The 18926-nt window shown below is 35.8% G+C and carries 19 protein-coding genes; 1 reads left to right on the top strand and 18 read right to left on the bottom strand.

The window, feature by feature from the left end; translation table 11 throughout:
* Nucleotides 1-44: 44 nt before the first annotated feature.
* The 4 genes from AC23MB_RS12130 to AC23MB_RS12115 are packed head-to-tail and all read right to left on the bottom strand — an operon-like array spanning nt 45 to nt 1917.
* Nucleotides 45-338 carry a hypothetical protein gene (locus AC23MB_RS12130; RefSeq protein ID WP_487787403.1) on the bottom strand — a complete coding sequence of 98 codons (294 nt, stop codon included), beginning with the start codon at nt 336-338 and terminating at the stop codon, nt 45-47.
* Nucleotides 325-591, bottom strand: coding sequence for a hypothetical protein (locus AC23MB_RS12125; protein ID WP_409508841.1), 267 nt, complete (start codon nt 589-591; stop codon nt 325-327). Before AC23MB_RS12125 ends, AC23MB_RS12130 begins: the two co-directional genes overlap by 14 nt.
* Nucleotides 592-603: 12 nt before the next feature.
* Nucleotides 604-1056 (bottom strand): DUF5675 family protein, encoded by a 453-nt coding sequence (locus tag AC23MB_RS12120; protein WP_409508842.1) that lies wholly within the window; start codon nt 1054-1056, stop codon nt 604-606.
* 57 nt (nt 1057-1113) lie between these two features.
* Entirely contained in the window at nt 1114-1917 is an 804-nt protein-coding gene (locus AC23MB_RS12115; RefSeq protein WP_419311458.1) for a hypothetical protein, read from the bottom strand.
* A gap of 108 nt (nt 1918-2025) precedes the next feature.
* Between AC23MB_RS12115 and AC23MB_RS12110 the strand changes: the two genes are divergently transcribed.
* Complete coding sequence (locus tag AC23MB_RS12110; protein ID WP_487787402.1) at nt 2026-2232, top strand: hypothetical protein; 207 nt, start codon at nt 2026-2028, stop codon at nt 2230-2232.
* A gap of 88 nt (nt 2233-2320) precedes the next feature.
* On the opposite strand, the gene AC23MB_RS12105 is transcribed toward AC23MB_RS12110, so the two are convergent.
* The 14 genes from AC23MB_RS12105 to AC23MB_RS12040 all read right to left on the bottom strand — a co-directional run bounded on the left by AC23MB_RS12105 (nt 2321) and on the right by AC23MB_RS12040 (nt 18762).
* Nucleotides 2321-3148 (bottom strand): DNA adenine methylase, encoded by an 828-nt coding sequence (locus AC23MB_RS12105; protein ID WP_079665702.1) that lies wholly within the window; start codon nt 3146-3148, stop codon nt 2321-2323.
* A 152-nt stretch (nt 3149-3300) separates the two neighbouring features.
* Complete coding sequence (locus AC23MB_RS12100) at nt 3301-3612, bottom strand: hypothetical protein (protein WP_487787401.1); 312 nt, start codon at nt 3610-3612, stop codon at nt 3301-3303.
* A gap of 12 nt (nt 3613-3624) precedes the next feature.
* Nucleotides 3625-8874 carry a phage tail family protein gene (locus tag AC23MB_RS12095; protein WP_487787400.1) on the bottom strand — a complete coding sequence of 1750 codons (5250 nt, stop codon included), beginning with the start codon at nt 8872-8874 and terminating at the stop codon, nt 3625-3627.
* A 1-nt stretch (nt 8875) separates the two neighbouring features.
* Entirely contained in the window at nt 8876-9292 is a 417-nt protein-coding gene (locus AC23MB_RS12090; protein ID WP_487787399.1) for a hypothetical protein, read from the bottom strand.
* A gap of 7 nt (nt 9293-9299) precedes the next feature.
* Entirely contained in the window at nt 9300-13685 is a 4386-nt protein-coding gene (locus AC23MB_RS12085; RefSeq protein ID WP_487787398.1) for a hypothetical protein, read from the bottom strand.
* A 3-nt stretch (nt 13686-13688) separates the two neighbouring features.
* On the bottom strand, nt 13689-13865 hold the full coding sequence (locus AC23MB_RS12080; RefSeq protein WP_487787397.1) for a hypothetical protein: 177 nt from the start codon (nt 13863-13865) through the stop codon (nt 13689-13691).
* A 38-nt stretch (nt 13866-13903) separates the two neighbouring features.
* On the bottom strand, nt 13904-14380 hold the full coding sequence (locus tag AC23MB_RS12075) for a hypothetical protein (protein WP_487787396.1): 477 nt from the start codon (nt 14378-14380) through the stop codon (nt 13904-13906).
* 2 nt (nt 14381-14382) lie between these two features.
* A complete protein-coding gene (locus tag AC23MB_RS12070) occupies nt 14383-14853 on the bottom strand; it encodes a hypothetical protein (RefSeq protein ID WP_487787395.1) in 471 nt (156 codons plus the stop codon).
* A gap of 41 nt (nt 14854-14894) precedes the next feature.
* Nucleotides 14895-15275: a hypothetical protein gene (locus AC23MB_RS12065; RefSeq protein WP_487787394.1), complete on the bottom strand. Its 381-nt coding sequence runs from the start codon at nt 15273-15275 to the stop codon at nt 14895-14897.
* A 10-nt stretch (nt 15276-15285) separates the two neighbouring features.
* Nucleotides 15286-15987, bottom strand: coding sequence for a DUF6808 domain-containing protein (locus AC23MB_RS12060; RefSeq protein ID WP_487787393.1), 702 nt, complete (start codon nt 15985-15987; stop codon nt 15286-15288).
* On the bottom strand, nt 15984-16283 hold the full coding sequence (locus tag AC23MB_RS12055) for a hypothetical protein (protein ID WP_487787392.1): 300 nt from the start codon (nt 16281-16283) through the stop codon (nt 15984-15986). Before AC23MB_RS12055 ends, AC23MB_RS12060 begins: the two co-directional genes overlap by 4 nt.
* A gap of 3 nt (nt 16284-16286) precedes the next feature.
* Nucleotides 16287-16709: an N-acetylmuramoyl-L-alanine amidase gene (locus AC23MB_RS12050; protein WP_487787391.1), complete on the bottom strand. Its 423-nt coding sequence runs from the start codon at nt 16707-16709 to the stop codon at nt 16287-16289.
* 72 nt (nt 16710-16781) lie between these two features.
* Nucleotides 16782-17732: a hypothetical protein gene (locus AC23MB_RS12045; protein WP_487787390.1), complete on the bottom strand. Its 951-nt coding sequence runs from the start codon at nt 17730-17732 to the stop codon at nt 16782-16784.
* A gap of 64 nt (nt 17733-17796) precedes the next feature.
* On the bottom strand, nt 17797-18762 hold the full coding sequence (locus AC23MB_RS12040) for an HK97 family phage prohead protease (RefSeq protein ID WP_487787389.1): 966 nt from the start codon (nt 18760-18762) through the stop codon (nt 17797-17799).
* Nucleotides 18763-18926 lie beyond the last annotated feature (164 nt).

Genomic DNA, 18926 nt, shown 5'->3' with positions numbered 1-18926 from the left:
GCCCGACCAATTGCCGAGCTGATAAATGATTAAACAATATTTTTTTACCTTAAATCCTGGAGTGAATCTTGATCTGCCTTCGGATTTTCTTGATTTTTAGCAGAATTTTTGCCGAATTCTTCGGTGCTGATTGCCGTTTGTGAAACTGCACTGGCGATAGTGCCACCAAGAAGCAAATAGCCTCCAATACTCACTAAAACACTAGGCAAAGCCACCGGAGCAGCAACTAAAACACCACCCACAGCGGAAAGGATTAAACCTGTTGAACGTATGATTTTAAACCATTTTGGAGTGGGTTCTTGAATCCGACTAACCAAATTAAAATTATTTGTTTTCATTGTCTTGAATTTTTGAAAGGTTAAACTCTAACTTATTGACTCTTTGCTCCAAATATTCTACTTTTTGATTAAGCAAATCCTGAGAGTTTTTGAATTCTGTTTTAATAAGCAAAGCCATCGTTTTGACTTCGGAAATGTCTTTTTCCATATTCTTAAAATCGGAGTGTAGTTGCTTAATAAAATAAGCCACAACCGCCAATAAAAGACTAGAAATCGAACCAAAAAGAATATTGATATCTAAACTTGTTCCCATAATTTCCATATGTTAGAATTGAAAATTGTTTTCAATAATGATACTTTTTTCTTTGCTTTGAGCAACTGCCAAAAGCTTTGGATAAATCATTTTGTAAGCATCGGTACTTTGCAAAACTTGATAATCACCATCTTTTTTGATGTAACTCAGTCCGCAAAGCGGACAGCCAGCCGTTTGGGTAATTGTATTTCCGATATGGATATACACAGCATCAAACGTAGGTAAACCATCAATCTCAATCATGCCACGATGCATAACGGGAAACTTGTTGGCGTAGTCCTTATTCTTTCCGCCCCAAGTATTTAGAGTAAGATAAAAAGAACCTGTAGGGATGGCAGTTTGTTTCATAATCTTAACCGCTCTAATTTTATCCTCCAACAAAAAGCACTGGAAAATTCCGTCAATATACAAGTGTGAAAGTGTGGATTGTTTGCCTTCGGCAACTCTAACTATTTTTGTTCTCATAACATTTTTGAATTGAAAAAGCCTTCCCAAATTGAGAAGGCTTCTGTTAAACTAATATTAAAAAACTTCCTCAATTTTGAGACAGTTCCCCGATGCAAAAGGATAATATCTACCATTTACTTCTTGGAAAAACTCAATTCCAATACACTGAACCACCGAAACATTAGTGCTTAGCGTGGGTGCGCCAGGAAGTGCAGCCGTTAAAGTGGCACCAGAATAAAGCTCGTCTAGTGGTATGTAGGGAGAATATTCCACTACGCTTAATTCATTATTAGCCATATCATCAGGCTCATATGTTCCTGTCGTAGGGTTGTATGAAAAATCGGATAAAACCGCCAAAACATTCAGTAAACGAAAGTGTGTTGAACCTGAAGGTGCAGAAATTAATTCAACAGGATTAAATTCAGAAATGATAAAATCGGCTGAATCACGCGCAACTTCATGATTCACATCATATGGTGCATTAAAAACACCACTGATAGAAAGATTCTTGTTAAATTCGAATCCCTCCAAATATTTACGTTGCGTAGAAACTTCTACTTTTCGGTAACCTCTCGCTTCTGTTCCATCTTCCAAATTGATTTTCTTCATAATCGAAGTTAAACGACCTGTAACTTGTGGATCAGTAAATTTCCCCATTAACGCAGATAAAGCCGTTCTTAGTGACTTCCCTGTTTTGGCACAGCCGCCAAATTCGTTCATGTTTTCGCGAGTTCTTTCGAACTCTGGGGCAGATTTCACTTGCTCGGCAGTAGGTCCGCCTACCATACCAGCGAAAAAACCTTCTTGCCCTTTGATTTTGAAATGTCTTACATCGCCGATTGTTCCGACGTATTTCATAAGACCTTTTTGTCTTGCCATTGTAATTAAATTTTGTAGTTAAAAAAGACTGAAAAACACTATTGTCTAGACAGATATAAAATTCTTAAATTATCTTTGAATAAACAATAGATAAAACACTGTAAACCAATGAAATACAAAGCAATCACACCAAATCAAATGGAAATAGACGGCAGCGTTTCCAACCAAGACCAAGAAAATTACTTTCTCATCAAAGACATTCAAATTGAAACTCATTTGATAATTGAAAGAATTTTGGACGGCGATAGTTTGATAGTAAGACAAGAATTTGGGCAAATAAGCAAAGAAATAAGATTATACGGAATAGATGTATAATCGCCAAATCCAAATGTCCAAAATACTTCAACGAAATGTCCTAAAAAGCGTCCAAATAGGACGCTTTTAAATTTAGTTTAAACAACGTTTAATCATTATTCCGATAAATCATTATATCTTCATATCTAGCATTATAAGTCAATTGATTGCCAACAGTCTTAATCGTTGCATCTGCGAATGGATTGCGAGCATAGGAGTGATTCTCCATCCAGTCGCAGAGTTCTATGATTTGTGATTTATTTGATGTAAAATAGAAATACGACTGATCCTCAATAGTTTTCAAAACATTAAGATAGTCCGATAGCTTCCAATAATCGGGACGGCTATATGTAGAGCAATCAGTAGACAAGTAGGGTGGGTCAACTAAAAAAACCACATTTGGATGATTCTTATATTCCTCAAATAAGTTTCTATAGTCCTTTGTTATTCTATCTACACCATCCAAATATCCATCAGCATTATAATCTGAAAGTCTTATTTTATTATAAAATTTTTCCTTTTTAAATGCTTCAAAATTGGTTGCATAGTTCATTGAGAAAAGTAAATTGGATGAAATTGTTACCCAATCGATAAAGCCTTTTTCTTTGGATATTCGGGCGATAATTTCAGCGTGAAGATCATCGTTTAATCTTTCTTTTCGATTGGGATTTTTGGCGCAAATTGGGCGCAAATCAGCTAATAAGGCGTTTGTTTTACCGACATTAGCAATACGCTCCGAATAATTGTCGAAATCATTATAAACGACTTTTGCATCGGGATAATAGTTTTTGACCGTGTGACTGAGTAACCCAGAACCTCCGAAAAGATCAACATAAGTTGCCGTTGGCGAAAACTCGTTTAATGCTGTTTTGAAATGTTTTAAAAAATTTCTTTTTTGCCCCTGAAATGGTAGAGGCGCCTGTGTGTACTGTTTCATAAATATTAGTTTTTAAAATTGTTTATTATTATCTTTGCCTCTCTCACCCCACAAAATGAAAAACCCGCAAGCTCCAGAAGACATAAGTCCTCCGTAGCCTGCGGGTTCATTTTTTAAAGGGGTGAGATTCTTTTTAAAAGCGGAGGATGTTTTTATCCTCTATTCTGTGCATCAGTTACAATACTTTGGCAAGTGTTTAAAATACTTTGATACAAAGTAAGATCACCGTCTATAAAATTGTTATTCTGAACATCATACTTACCATTTTCAGGATAGTAAGCACCTGATATTACATTGTTTCCTGTAAATGGATTATCCCCATCTACAATCCCTCTTTGTACATTGAAGTTGATAGCTTGTGGCAAACCGCCTTCAATAAAGTTCCATGCGTAGTTAATTGTATTTTCATTAACTATTTCTTTTGCTTGCACTGTGATAGATGTGCTAATGATTTCTAATGCCATATATATTAATTTTTATTGTTCATAATCTTCTGGTGGAAATTGATTTCCTCTTACTGGTATAGTAGCTATTGATAAGATTTTTTGATAACTGTAACTACTGATTATTTTACCATCTTCAACAAGATAAGCATCAGTCGCATACGAAGTATTGTAACTTCCTTCTGATGGGCTGTAATAAGCACCAATAATTTGTTGTTTTGCGTAAATCCCATCATCTATTTTACTTCCAAATTTATTTGCAGTAGTGTAAAAGCCAACATATTGCGAATTGTCCGCACTTTCAAAATTTCGCCCTTCGTAGTATTCATATGCGAGAATTGAAGAATTTAAACCGACATCATACTCAATCCATTGCCCAAGAATTTCACCACTTGTCTGACCTCTACCTACTTCAAATTTTTGAAAAGCAGTTTCCGTTAACTCCGCATTGATAGCACTAGGTGTGAAAGATGTTGTTGTTAGTTTTCTAAATTTTCTTTTTGTATAGCTTTCTGGAATATAGCCCGTAAACATAATTCCTTGACTTCCTATGGTTGCGACTTTTACACCGCTTTCATTGTAAATGTCAAAGACGACTTTTCCAGTATTTTTATTAAATCCAAGTTCAAATGTTTTTTGACCCGTAGTAGGATTTACAAATCTCACCATGCCGTTGTCTAAGACTTGGAATGGAGAAAGATACTTCTGACCATAAGGCTTTCCTGCTGCAAAGCGAATGCTTTCTCCATTCGGTTGATCTGTAACGCCTGATATCATTGCATTGGCTCCGTTAACATCTCCAACCAATAAAGTTCCTGTTGCAACAACGTTTTGGTTAACGGTTGTATTTATAAAGCTAGTCACCTGATTAGCTAATGCAGCTGTATTCATAGCATTTTGAGCTTGAGCAATGGCATTAGCTGATTGTTGATTAGCCGCATTAATCGCTGAGTCGATATCTTCATTAGCTGGTGTCCAATCGGTTGATTTGTTGCCTTTTTCGATTTGGAACTTTTCAAACTGATACCAAGAGACATCGTCTGGCTCTCTGAATAATGTAATCTTCCCAACAGAATCCCTTGGCAAGATAAACGTGCCTACAAATTCAGTATCAGAAATCTTTATCAAATTCCCAAAATTTCCCACTTGATCACCAATAGAAAAATATGCAGCTACATTTTGATTTACGTTTTTCGTCCAGACTGTCACAGTATATTGATGACCTTGCTTCAGTATCTCAGAGGTTTCAAAGTCTTTTACAAAATAATTATTAGAGTTTATAAACTCCTTACTTTTCAGTGCTAAATTCCTTCCACCAACCTGCACATTGGCAATTAGTTTATTGCCTATTGTAGTAACAATTGCTATGTTTTGATCATAATAATTCTTAAATGTATTTCTGAAAACATCACCATTAATATTTGAGGTAGATGTAAGATCCATTAGTAGGGGAGCAATATAATTATTCAATGCATTATATGCTGATTGGTAAGCAGTAACTGATAATAGTAAAGAACTTGCCTGTGTGAAGTTATTTGTGTATTCAGATTTGATACGATTCCACTCATTTTGAGTCGTTTGTTTTTCTGAAGCGGTTAATTTATTATCACTACCTATATCTGTCAAAATCGTGAGCGCACTATTGGCTGCGTTTTGAGCATTATCGATATTTTCTTGAACATCCTCTGTTGCAGGTGTCCAGTCTGAACCTTTTGTTCCTTTTTCTAGCTTAAGCTTTTCGAACTGATACCAAGTTGAGTCATTTGGCTCATGGAATAGAATAATTTTACTTGAAGCTCGAGACGCAGTAAAGGTGACTTGAAATTTATTCGGTGAAACTAATTTAACATCACTAAGCGTTCCGATTTGGTCTCCAATTCTAAAATAAGATGATGTATTTTGATTCGGCGCTTTTGTCCAAATAGTAATGGTATATTTTTGACCAACAGTTAGATTTTCTGATAAGTCAAAATCCTTTAACCAATAAGCATTTGAATCTATTAAACCTGTACTTTTTTTTGCTAGATTTCTTCCACCAATTTGGATTGCATTAACACGCTCATTTTCAATAGCTGTTAGCGCATTTTGAAACTTAGCAGATAACAAGGATAGTGCATCTTTATAATCTCTAAATTTATTGTCAACATCTAATTTTTCGGTGACAGTAGTTTTACCGTCAGCAATAGCTGTAGTTATGGAAATTATTAATTTTTTATGTGCTCCGAGATAACCAGTTCCTGATGCTGCTGAAGTGCCCCACGCTGTTGCCAGCTCAGTCTTAAAGCTTCCTGTTAAATTGACATCATTATAAATTATTTGATATTTTTGAGAAAGATCACTTTGTTCCGTGTTAATTTGATTAACATATTTTTCTATTGCAATAGCTTCAGCTGCATCGATAATTCCGTCTGAAAAAGCACCGTCAACATAACTGTTTAACTCTCCAACGGAGGAGGATACGTCACTTATGTCTTGTTGTAAGTCATCATGTAATTGTTGTATATTATTTCTAATCCCAGATAGGTCACTACTAACGGTGTCTGTAATTGTTTTAAGAAGCAAAACTTTTGCAGAGTAGTAGTTGTTAAATTTATCTCTTAAAACATTGCCATCAATATCTGAAGTAGTATTTAAATTGACCAACAAAGGATTTATATATACTAGTAACAAATCATAATTATTCTGAAGGTTAGAAGTACTAACGGCGTATTTTTGTGCTTGAGCTATTAACTGAGGTTTTTCCGCTACTATTGCATCAACTTGTTGTTTTACTTGTTGCTTTTCTTGTGGAGTTAGTTTATTGTCATTAGCAATATCAGCAAGTATGTTATTGGCTGTTTGCGATTGATTAATTGCGTCATCTACTTGTTCTTGAATATCCTCTGTTGCTGGTGTCCAATCTGTTCCTTTTGTGCCTTTTTCTAGCTTAAGCTTTTCGAACTGATACCAAGTTGAGTCATTTGGCTCATGGAATAGAATAATTTTACTTGAAGCTCGAGACGCAGTAAAAGTGACTTGGAATTTATTAGGTGAAACTAATTTAACATCACTAAGAGTTCCGATTTGGTCTCCAATTCTAAAATAAGATGAAGTATTTTGATTTGGTGCTTTTGTCCAGATAGTAATGGTATACTTTTGACCAACCTCCAAACTTTCTGACAAGTTAAAATCTCTTAACCAATAAGCATTTGAATTTATTAAACCTGTGCTATTAATAGCCAAATTTCTTCCACCAATTTGAATAGAATTATTAACCTGATCAAAAGCAGGACTATCACCTGTAAATTCAACTTTTGCTTTTATGTTTATTTTATCTTGCAGAAGTTCTATGTAATTATTACCTGTTGGGTCTGATATTTTACCAATAGATAGTTCGGCAGGATTAAGCTGCGCAAATCCGTAGGTTGTTTTAATTTTTCTATAGCCATCAATAACACTCGACAAATAACCAACTTCAAAATGATAAAAATCGGGATCTTGCTCAACTTTGATTTGAGCTTCTGTAACAACAAAAGACGCATTTGTGCCGACTTTCTGACATTTGATATAGATGTAATTGAATGCTGGTGTTATTCCAATAGCTGTATTAGCAGGAATAGTCCATTCTCGAATGCCAGTTGGATTAATCGTTTGGTGTGCAATCTTACCAGCCGTATTGCTCAGCGCATTATTATTTTGTATTTGAAAATTAACGCCTGGCAACCCGAACTGTTGTAGCCTAGAACCTAACGATAACATCTTTGTCTCAATGGATAAAGGTTTTATATTTTCGGCATCAAAATAGCCTTCGCCATCAAATACTTTTTCGTGAAATTCTCTACCAAATAGATAGTTTCTACGAGCTAATTCTGCATTATATTTTATTTGATTAATGATTGTATTTTGTTGTTCCTGCTGGTCATAATAGCTTTGCACGATAGAACTAACAGAGGTTACTTCAGACAAATCAAATTTAACATCATAAGGATTTTGAATGTTTTTTTGAAGTCCTGTAATCCTGATATCATCATCTAGAGCAAAGTCTACATCAATAAAATGTACTGTTGCTCCAAGTTGGATATTGATATTTAGATTTTTGAATAAAATAATATCACTTTCAGCAGCATATTGAAATCTGTCTTTGCTATTTTGCTCCAAATATTCTTGACCTTTTGTTTTTAATTCCGACTCAGCGAGCAAAACATAAGCTTCGGGCATCATTAGGTCTTCTAGAATATATTTATCACCGACAGCAGGACGCATCAAAGCCGATGGAATTTGCAAGTCTTTTTCGTCTTTATTTGGGTTGAGATAATAAGTTTTTGTAGCGGAGTTAAATCCTCCAGCTTCAATCAGTTCTAGTCGATATCCAGCCAGTTGCCCAGTTTGGAAAATCACTTTAACAGCGACACCATTCATTAAAACAGTTGTTCCGTACTCATTATAAGCATTAAGATCAAAATCTAAATCGGCATCAGTAAATCTATTAGGATCATTCTCATCGATAGCGGTTACAGTTCCTACACGTTTTGGATATATTTCTTCAAACTTTTCTGTATGTTCTTTCAGTCCGTAGATGCTAATATTTTTCTCAAGACAAGGCACATCAATTCTAAGATTCTTTTGTCCGCCACGGTAATTTTTAGGAAGATTTTTATCAGAACCTTTAACGTATAATCTTGTCACAAGATTTCCGCCTTCTAAAACGCTTCTCGTAATATTCTTAAGTCCTTTTGCTTTTCCATATTCAAAAGAGTATCCGCTAACTGGTTTTCTTTCTGTAAAATGAATACTTTTGTCTGAATCAATCCAATACTCAAGTTTAAATTCTTCAGCTATCTTGGAAATAGCTTCTAATAAATTACAATCAGAAAAATTTACATTTTTAACTTCTGTTGAATCAACTAGACCTTTTGTCCAGCCACTATCAGCACGGTTGGCGTTAGCTAAGACAACATCAAGACAAGTATCAGCAGTACCCATGATATAAAAATCGGGTAGAGTCAACTCATTATTATTGTCATAAAAGAACATTTGAAAGTCAGCTAACTTATATTTTAATGAATAAAATATCAAGCTATATTGAAATTCACGAGTAGATTTTTTTACGATAATAGGCTCAGTTGATAAAAAATAATCTTTACGATAAATCGAGATTCTGTCTCCAATATGAAAATCTATATAGCGCGAAAGTGTAAATGACAAACTTGCTGTTTCTTCGCCCATAACACGTTCTGTAACCGTACCTTCAGGACGAAAATTAGCCAAGACAATCTGTTCTCCTCTGTATATGCTGTATCTCATTTTAGTAATTGACTTGTAATGTTAAAGGGAATTTGACTAAGACTTTTTGTACGTTTTTAAGACGCTTCAATGTCTTTTTGGGTGTGCCACATTTTTTGTAATAAACCTGATATGTTTTTGAATGATCATAAATAAATAGGTTCTGCCATCCTGCTTTTTTCAGTTCATTAAAAAACGCATTATAGAACAGCCAGAATTGAGCGTCATTGTTCGCTAATATTGCACATTGTAGTGTTACTTCTTTATCTTTAAATTTTGGGGAAGCCAGATCATATTCGGTTCCGTTTTCTTCTGCCCAATTATTTTCGATTGTTGCTTTTCTTTCTGGAAATGCCAAAAGCTCAGCGGTTCCTGTTTGGATTATTAGACCAAACTCGGAAAGAAGATTTTTAGTATTTAAAGTATCTTGAAAGTTCATTTAATCGTTATTTAATAATTCCAGCTGATTGTAAAGCCTTGTAATTTTTTTCTTGTCCTTCTGCAACACGAATAACATTATCATTGACATCGTGTATTTTTTCTGTATTATCAGCCGTTCTTCGAGTGTTTTTCTCAATATCAATCTGCAATTCTATGATCTGACTTGTCTTTTCTAATTGTTGAGCAAAGCCTGACTTTAAAATAGTATTGGTTTCAAACTGCGTTAATTTCATGGCGGCGGTGTGACCCGATAGGATATCAATACTTTCCTGAGATGCACCTTTTAGCGCACCTTGCAAAGAGTTAGCATTTGAGCTTCCTGTACCAATGTTAACACCTGCCTGATTGATAATATCCATGTATTCTTGAGATTGAGATACTATCGCCATATACATGGCTTGGAACTGGGCACGCTCATCAGCTGATAAAATTCCATCGCCCATCATTTCGGCAAGTGCGTCCTGCAACTCCTGAATCTTAGGTTCAATCATTTTTGCTGATATACCAGCCAAAATTGCTTCTCGCAAAAAACCTTCAATATCATTGGCAAAATCTGCGAAAGTCTTCTTACCACTTTTTAAACCTTCACGGATGCTATCAGCTAAAGTTTGAGCGGTTGTTCCTGTAATCGCATTTTTTAACTGGATTTCTAATTGACGATTAGCTTCGGCAATGGAACCATATTCGTCACGGAGTTTTTTTAATTGATCATAAGCAAGCTTCGCATCACCTGTTAATGGTTTTTCAGCATTTAATTTTTCAAGCTTATCAAAGATGTCATCTGTGAGTTCCACTTGACCAGGTTCGAAAACTTTAATTTTTAGATTTGTAAAACCAACTTTTATTGTTTTCTCAACCCATTTGCCAACACCTAATAATTCTGCAATAGATTTGGTATCTTCAACAGTTCTTGTTTTCTTTCCAATGCCTAGGAAACCGCCATACTTTTCGGTGTGCATTCCAACAACAGTCTGCGCTTTCAATAACCTATTGAAAACATCTTGTTGGTCTTTTATGATTTGCGCCGCATTCTTTTTATTGGCTTCAATTTCTTCTTTAATGTTATCAACACGAGATTTATAAAGATCATTAAGCTTAACCTCATCAGCGATTCTTTTTCTTAGCTCTGCGTTATAATCTAATTGAGATTGAAAAATACTATCTTGGTATTTCTTCATCTCTTCTTGTGCTTTACGTTCAGATTCTCTTGCTTTTTTACCAAGCGAAAACAATCCACCAATTGCACCAACTAATCCCTGTACAATTCCGATTACGCCGCCTTTTGTAAAACCATCAGCTAAGCCTTCAATGATTCCTCCAATTGAATTTGACAGATTCCCTGCAATGTCAGCAATTTGACTTACGGTTGACAATGTATCCGCTAAACCTTCATTTGAATCTCCAATAATTGAAGCTAGTTCAGAGAAGGTTTGAGAAATAAACTGTGCCCAGTCAGCAGCTTCTTTCCATTTTTCAGCTTCTAATGATTTTATTTCGTCATTAACAGCTGCGATATCTTCCTTTAGTTTTACATATAAATCATGATTATTTTTTACAGCAATAGCAGCTGCTTCTTCTAAAGTTTTGCGATGTGCAATTCGTTCATTTATTTTTTGTTGAATAGTTGAAGTGGCTTTAACACTTTCAGCTTCTTTTAACTTTCTTTCAAATTCTTTTCGTTGGGTTTCAGTTAAATTATTCTCTTCAGTTAGGACAGTTTTTAAAGCTTCAATTCTGGCTTTAAGTTGTGCCTTTGTAATATCAATAAGATTTTCAGATAGTCGTCTGAAAATATCACTTTTTTGAAATGCCTCATCATTAGCCGCATTTATTGCTTCTTGTTTCTGTCTTTCATTTTCCGCAAGTTTTTCATTACGAAGGTTCTCATCAGAAATTTTCTGAAGTTGCAGGGCTCTATCCTTATATTGTTTATCAATTGCTTCAAGTTGCTCACGATGTGTTATTGTATCCTGTGCTGCCTTTTCAAATTTTTGAAAATCATTTTGTGAAGCTGTGGTATCAGTTTCGATTTTTATATTTTGCAAAGCTTTTAACCTTTCCGCTTCCTGAGCTGTAAGATTGGCTTTGTCGGTTAGCTTTTTAATTTCAGCATCGATAACTTGAGAGAACGTACCGAACTCTTCTAAGTTTATTTTGTTACGTTTTGCAAATTCAGTCTGAGCGATGGTCGTTTTGAAAGTTTCATAAGCTGCATAAAGCTCTTTTTGTTGATTAAGTTGTTTAACTTTATCTTTAGTTTCAAGCTCATAAGTTTTCATATCAACTTCTTTTTTCTCGTTGATATCAATACTCATTTTGACTGCTTTTCCCGCACCAACTTTATTAGCTTCTTTTCGAAGATTCTCCCACTTAGCTTTGATCTGAGCAATTTCGTCACCTTCAAGTTCTTTATTATTAAGCTTATTAATTTCAGCTTGGACTTTTTCCTCAAGGCTTCTTCTGGCTTCGGCTGCTTTCTCCGCTAGTTGTTGCGCTTTTTTGGCCGCCGATTCTTGATCACGTAATGACTTGTCAGAAGCTTTTTTAGCAGCATCGTTACGCTGTTTATCCTTATCTGCAAGGAGAATATCTAAATCTTGTCTTAGTTTTATTTCTTCATCGGAACCTTTTTTAACCAAAGAGATCTGCGCCTTAATGTTTTTTTCTCTGCGCTCAAATTGTTTTTGTCCTGTGAGGGTTTCAATAACATTAATATTGTGCTGATCTTGCTCAATAGCCTTTTGCAAATTGGTGTTCTTTTTATCTTGAGCAGAATCGTTTAAAGACTTTTGCTTTCCTTCATTAAATCTCTTAACGGCATTATCGCCGACATTTTTAACTTCATCTAATGCTTCTTTAAACTTAAAATCTTTCAGCTTTTGAAGGGTTTTCCATACGGTTTCGAATAATGATAAATATGCTTTGAGAAAGCCCATGACGTTAGCTTTCAGATTATCCATTTTATCTCCAAAACCATTTAACGCGGGAAATGATCTTTTTACACTTTCCGTTACTTTGTCCCAATTAGTAATAAGTGCGGCCAATAGAATGATTATTAAACCAATGCCTGTTGCCGCTAATGCTAATCGAAATATCTTTAATGCGCCCGAGGATGTACCAACCACGGTGGTATATAATGCTTGGGCCGCGGTTTGTTCTCCTGTGGCTGTTGTATCAGCTGTTTTTAATTGTATTTGTATTTCCTGCAACGACTGGAGAACCGCCATTGCTCCAGTTACTTTTTGAATAACTTTTTCGGCTTCTTCCTGTTCAGCTCCGAATAGGGCAGTAGCACCTTGTGCTAATGTAAAGCCTGCTGTTATTCCTGAAGTTATTTGGATTAATTTATCAAATGAAGTAGTGGGTGAAACCTCAGCATTAATTTCTTTATTGGTTTCTAAGATAGCAGTTCTCGTTTCGACTGCTTTATTTTTTAATTCTTCATATTGTATAGAACCTTCTTGATTGGCTAATCTTAGTTTAGCCATCTTATTAACAAGTCCTTCAAGTTCGGTTTGAAGTTGTATTGATTTTTCTTTTTGTTCTTCAATTTTTTTTCCAAATTCATCAAAACCACTTTTCCCAACATTCTTAATTTGTTGAATGCCTTGTTCTAAAGTTTCAATATTTTGATTTAAAATTTTTATGGATTCAGGGTCGGTTTCATCCGCTAATTGCGTTTGAAAAACCTTTAATGCATCATTCATTTGATTGATGCTGTTACCTGTTGCATCATACAATTGAGGTGTGCGACCAAGTAGATCATTAGCGGCTTTAACATCAGCTTGTAACTGTTTGAATTCATTGGTGGAAGAATCCATTCCAGCCATCTTAGCTTGGACAAAATCGATTACAGTTGCTAATTGTTGAAAACCATCCTCTGTTTTGTTGATTTCGTTGGATAGTACTTCTAATTCTTCAGGAGAGGCGAAGCTTGTAGAAATGTGTGTGTCTGAGATTTTATCCATCAATACAATAGCTTCTTCAAGTTTTTGATTAGCTAATTGTATTTCTTCAGGATTCATTAATTGCACATTTTTGTTTGCAGCTTCAGCAATTTTCTGAATGGCTAACTCAACTTGATGCAATTGCTGTGTGTAGAGTGCTAATTGCGTAGGATCATTGGTTTCCTTTTGTTTTTGTTGCAACCATTCCAAAGATTCACCATGTCGTTTGATGGCTTGAGCTTGCTTTTCCGTAAGTTGTGCACTTTGGTCTAAAACACTAATAGCTTTTAATTGCTCAGAAACAAATTGAGAAAAGCCTTTTTTAGATGCGTCAATAGATGCGTCATAATTTTTGACAGCGCCCATCATCTTTTGAAACTCCGCCATCACTTCTGGGGAGTTCAATACAAATTTTAATTCAATAGGTTCTAAGTTATCAGACATGATTTATATTTCAGTTTCAGCGCCCAACCAAGCTGCAAGCTCTTCGTCAGATTCTAGTGTTTTTACTTCTTTTTTCTTTTTCGTTAGCTTCGGTGCGTCGGCTAACATCATATTCAGCTCCGCAAAGCTGTAATCGTTTAATATTTGTTGTTTTGTCCAACCAGTCTTTTCAGCTATCATAAAGACAAAACCAAAGACGCTATGAAAGCTTTCACTTTTTAACTCGTCTTTTCCTTCGGACTCAGATTCATCGGTTTCGTTATCCTGATCGTCTCCATTAATCTGATAGAGTTTATAAAATCCTCAACACCACCATAGACAATGATGAGATGAAATAAATAAGAGATTTCGTCCTGTTGTAATTTTTTGTCTATAAAGCGAGCTAAAATTTTATGTCTCCAAAATTTTTGGGGTTGATTGAGGATACACAATGCAACAATTTCAGTCATTGTCTTTCCGTGCTTTTTATAGAATGCAAAAGCATCTGCCAGCGTAATATCTTTTGTGTCTGCAATTCGCATTTCTAAATACTTATCCGCAATGGCTAGTAGAGTATTAGACGTCGGTGCATGAACATTAAGATTGATTGTTTTTTTTCCTAAGAGACGTAAAAAAAGAGGTGCCGTGACTGGCACTTTGACACCTCTTTTTAATAATACTTTTGCGGCTCTCGATTCTGTCGCCTGTTGTTCCATATTTAAACTGGTTTACCAATTTTAATAGGAAGCAAAGGCTTCGCAGTAATCTCCAAAAGAGCAACATTCTTCTTTTTAATTTCAGCGTTCAATTTTGCAGTGATTTGCCACTTTGAACATTGGAAGTGTGTTCCTGAATCTGTCTCCAAATCGATTGCCTTTGTGATCAAAGGTGCGGTTACTGGTTCCACCCACATACCATCGACTACAGTACCACCTTTTAATTCTTTCAGAATCGTAGGTGTCCAATCGAAGGTCGATGCCTTTAATGTTTTAGCTCCCTTTGTAGAAAGTGAAATAAAAGGATTGTCGTCCTGATCAGAATATTCGTCCTGTACATCTGCATCGTCTTCAACAAACGAAACTGAATCTCTATAGGTATCGAATAGCTTCGTTAAAAGTGCAGGCATCACATTAGTATCTGATGCTTCTCCAAACTTTAGGGCTTTACAGCCGTATACAACTTCTGCCATTGTTTTATTTTGATTTAAATGGTTATTAAATATGTTTTAAATTAGACTTGAGGATTTTGGTTTGCTTTCTCAAGCTTAGCCTCTTTTTCAGCAATAGCAACAATTAGTTTTTCGTTGCTGATGTTGTTTGCTGGTTTAACTCCAAAAAGCTCCTCGTACTTAGAAAAGTTCAACTGGCGTTCTGTTGGTTCTCCAACTTTTTTGTCCTTTACAGGTTCTGCATCAGGATCAGTGTACGAATCCTCGAAACCTCTCTCGAATGGTTCTACTCGGTTGTCTTTGTGATAGCGGGCATTGTCTTTGGCTTTCTCTTCGTCCGTGAAGCCTTGTCCATCTGCCGTAATAAATACTTTGTCGATGTTTTTATGTGCTGCAAAAATCGCAATGGCCGCTAAGGCAAATTTGTTTGTAATGTTTGACATGTTATTGTTTTTAAAATTCAATTAAATTGTAATTAAGACCGATTCCGATGTAGGGAATAGCTCGAATGGTATTTCCCTCTTTGCCGAGACCATAGCCAGCGTTCAATCCTAAGCCAAACCTTTTCGGTTGCGTTTCTTTTATTCGGAAGGATTTAACGCCGTTAATGGTGACTCGTTTATCATCGCTGAATAAATCGATGTAATTGTTAGTTTTCCCAAATAGCCACTTTTTATCGTGTGTCCTTACATCATTTAAGTTGATATCGTATGCTAGTTGTAGGCTGTCGTTATCAGGGAAATAAACTAAATCGAGATATTTATCTTTATGCGTTTTAATGGCTTGACCTGTTTCAGTTTGTTTGGTTTGTAACGCCAGTTGAGCGATTAGTTTACCGTTAATTTTTGTGACCTGATCAATTTTATCTAAACTAATTTTAAGCGCTTGCTGGAGACTATCAGCATACGATGTTCCGAGTGCTGCGACTTTTGAAGAATTAGAATTATCAATAATTCGGTCAGTGAAAACCTTGTGTGTGATGCTGTCACGTGTGTACGTATTGACAACATTGTTTTTTGAGCCTTGAGCTAGCAATTCTGCAAACTCTTTTTCTTTGTCGACTTTTTTAAATTCTTGACGGATGTTCAAACCTATACTAATGATAAGTAAGACAAAAACAAGAATAAAAGCTGTAATAGTTACTGTCTTTTTCATGGGAGTATTTTTTGAACTAATGGTTCTGTTTTTTGTTTTGTTTCAACTTCCTGAGCTTTGAGAGCGTCTGATTTTGTTTTGTAAAAAATCATTTGCTCATAATTCTCGATGCGTTGGTTACGTTCGTCCAAGATTACTTTGTATAATCTTTCCTGTTGTTTTTCCTTTTCACGATAGAGGATTCCGACAACCGAACAACACAATAATAGAAGTCCGATTAACAATCCTATTACCACCGCTTTTGGGTCTTTTCTGATGTCTTCCTGTTCGAAAGGTTGCGGTAGTTCTGGTTTCATTAACTATGGTTTGAAATTAATTTCCCTTAACCATGCTTTCACATCAAATGATGGACAATCCTTAGCTACCTTTGAAAAATCTCTATGTCCTTTGATTTCAGCATTAGGAAACTTCTTTTTTAGTTCAGTCATCAACTTTATTTGTGAAGCTTTCTGTGCTGGCGTACGGTTGTCTAATGGTTGGTTTTTTGAATCAACACCTCCCAAATAAGATATGTGAATACTCGGAGTATTGTAACCTGCTACGCCATTGGCAATTTTGTCGATTGGTAAAGTTTGGACTATTTCCCCATCAGCCTTAATCATGTAATGATAACCTGGGTTCTTCCATCCTAACTTTGTTCGCCAATAATTTTTGATACTTTCAATTGTAGTGTTTTGTGGCGTTGCAGTGCAATGGAGCACGATATACTTAATTGTTCTCACGGTTATTAGTTTTTAAAGAATTGAATCCCCTCCGAAAAGGAGATTCAATTTGGTATAATTGATATGAAAAAATTAAGCTGATGCCGCTTGCTTCAAAAGGAATACACCTTCGAAACCTTTACGTTTTGCACGTCCGCCCATTCTTGCAAGGAATGAATAGATGTCACCGTAATAAACTGGATTTCCTAAATCCTCGAATGCTTGAGTTCTACCGATAGCTTTCTCTAGCATATTTTTATTCCAACTGATAATCGCCTCAGAATCCGTTGCAACGTTTACTGCTCCAAATGCTTTTATAGTATTATCACCTGCAACTGTGTAGGCACTTGATCTCACAAAGATGTTAAAGCCTTGTGCTTTGAACATCACACCTAATCTTCGTTCAGCTTCTGATACTGATGCCATGTAGGTCGCAGTAATTGCGGATTCTACAGGGAACATTTGTGTTGATGCATCTGCTGTTAAAAGCACGTTCATATTCCCTTCCTCCCAGCTGTTTTCTTTAATGTGCGCAGTTTTTAACACTTGCAAATCTCTTAATGAATATGCCTTTCTGTTTCCTGTCGAACCTGTGCCTGCCAAAGCAGTTACAACAGCTTCGCCCGAAGTCTGCAAAATTTTTGCAGCAGGAATTGTGTTGTTGGTTCCAACTGGAGACACAACAAAGTTGGTTAACATTCCTTCAGCAACATTTTGAGAAAGGTTGCTTACATCTTGACTCAAAACGCTCATACGTTTATCATAAGAAAGCTCTTTTTTCTCAGCGTCGTGAATCCAAATCGGATTGGTTGTGTATTCGTCAATTTTGTAAAGAACTTCCGAATCTGTTCTTCTTGCAATTGGCGCTGGGAAAACGCTTCTATTTTTTACAACCGCCGAAGGTTCTCCAGCTTGTGGAACATGAACAATCGTACCGTTGATAATATAATCTTCGGATACATCAGACACCTGTGTAAGGAAGGCATTATCCTTTAGTAGTTTTTCTTGAATGGTCGAGTGCCATACTTCGATTTCTAAAGCCATCGTATTAATGAGTTTTTATGGTTATTAATTTTTGTTTGTGAACTGTTGCATTTTTTGCAACAGTTTAGTTGTTCGGCTTTCTTCCAAATTGCAGTTCAAAACGCTCGGCGTAATAATCTGGGAAGTCAGCTTTTAGTTTTGCGAGGTGATTGCCTTTGTCAAGTTCTGACCAGCTTAGTTTTCCGTATTTAGATTCAGCAGAAGCTTCGTCTTCATCCGTCATTTCATCTTTCAATTTTTTACGTTTGGGTAATGACTTCAAAAGCTTCATTGCACTTTCATGTGAAAGCTCAAGAATTGGCGTTTTGCCAGCTTCATCGATTCTACCATCTTTGACCGCTAAGTCAAGTTCAGTGGTTAATTCAGCTCTGTTTCTATCGGCATTAGCAGTTTCTAATGCCTCAAACTTTGCTTTCAGAGTTGTGTACTTGTTTTCAGAATCGGTTAGTTTTTGCTCTACGGCTTTTACGGCCAATAGAATAGCTTCTTCAGTAGAACCTTCGGCAAGTTGAAGGTGTGCGATTAATAGTTTCATTGTTTTATCGTTGTTAAATGGATTTACGGTTTGTAGAGAAAGACAAAGCGATTGGATTTCCTGTTCAGTGATTGGATTTCCATCCATATTGAATAGAGCTATTGCGTTTCCATTAGAAGGAACTGCGACAATGGATACTTCAAACAGGATACATTTTTTGAGAATAAGCCTTCCATTTTCATTGACTAAATCCGCTGGATCAAACATTATCCCAAGAGAACATCCTTTAATAGTTCCAGCTAGTACCTTTCTAACCACTTCTTTTCCTTCGGGGGCTTCCGTATCGAAAGCAGGTCGCATAAATAACTTACCTTCTTTTATCTCAATATCTATCCATTTTCCAAGCACATCTTTTGTATCATTTGAATGATTGTTTAGACACACTGGATTTTCTGAAAATCGTTGGTTTAAATCTATTCCTGAAGTCAAAACTGCAAATCCGTAAGAATTTAATACAGCTTCATCATTGGTAATAAAAAGAGGCGCTTTGCTCATGGTTGTTTTCGCTTTTTGTTTCTTTTTCTGTTGCAAAATTTCACTATTAAACCACGGAGAAAAAGTTGGCAAAGTATCATACCCGAGATTCTAGGGTATGATACCCTGAAAAATAGAGTATCATAAATCGTCAACTTCGATAAGCCCTTATATAGAAGCAATTT

The sequence above is a fragment of the Soonwooa sp. T0.1_25 genome (assembly GCF_057652215.1).
The sequence above is the reverse complement of the archived record's forward strand: the minus strand, read 5'-3'. Positions and strand labels throughout refer to the sequence as shown.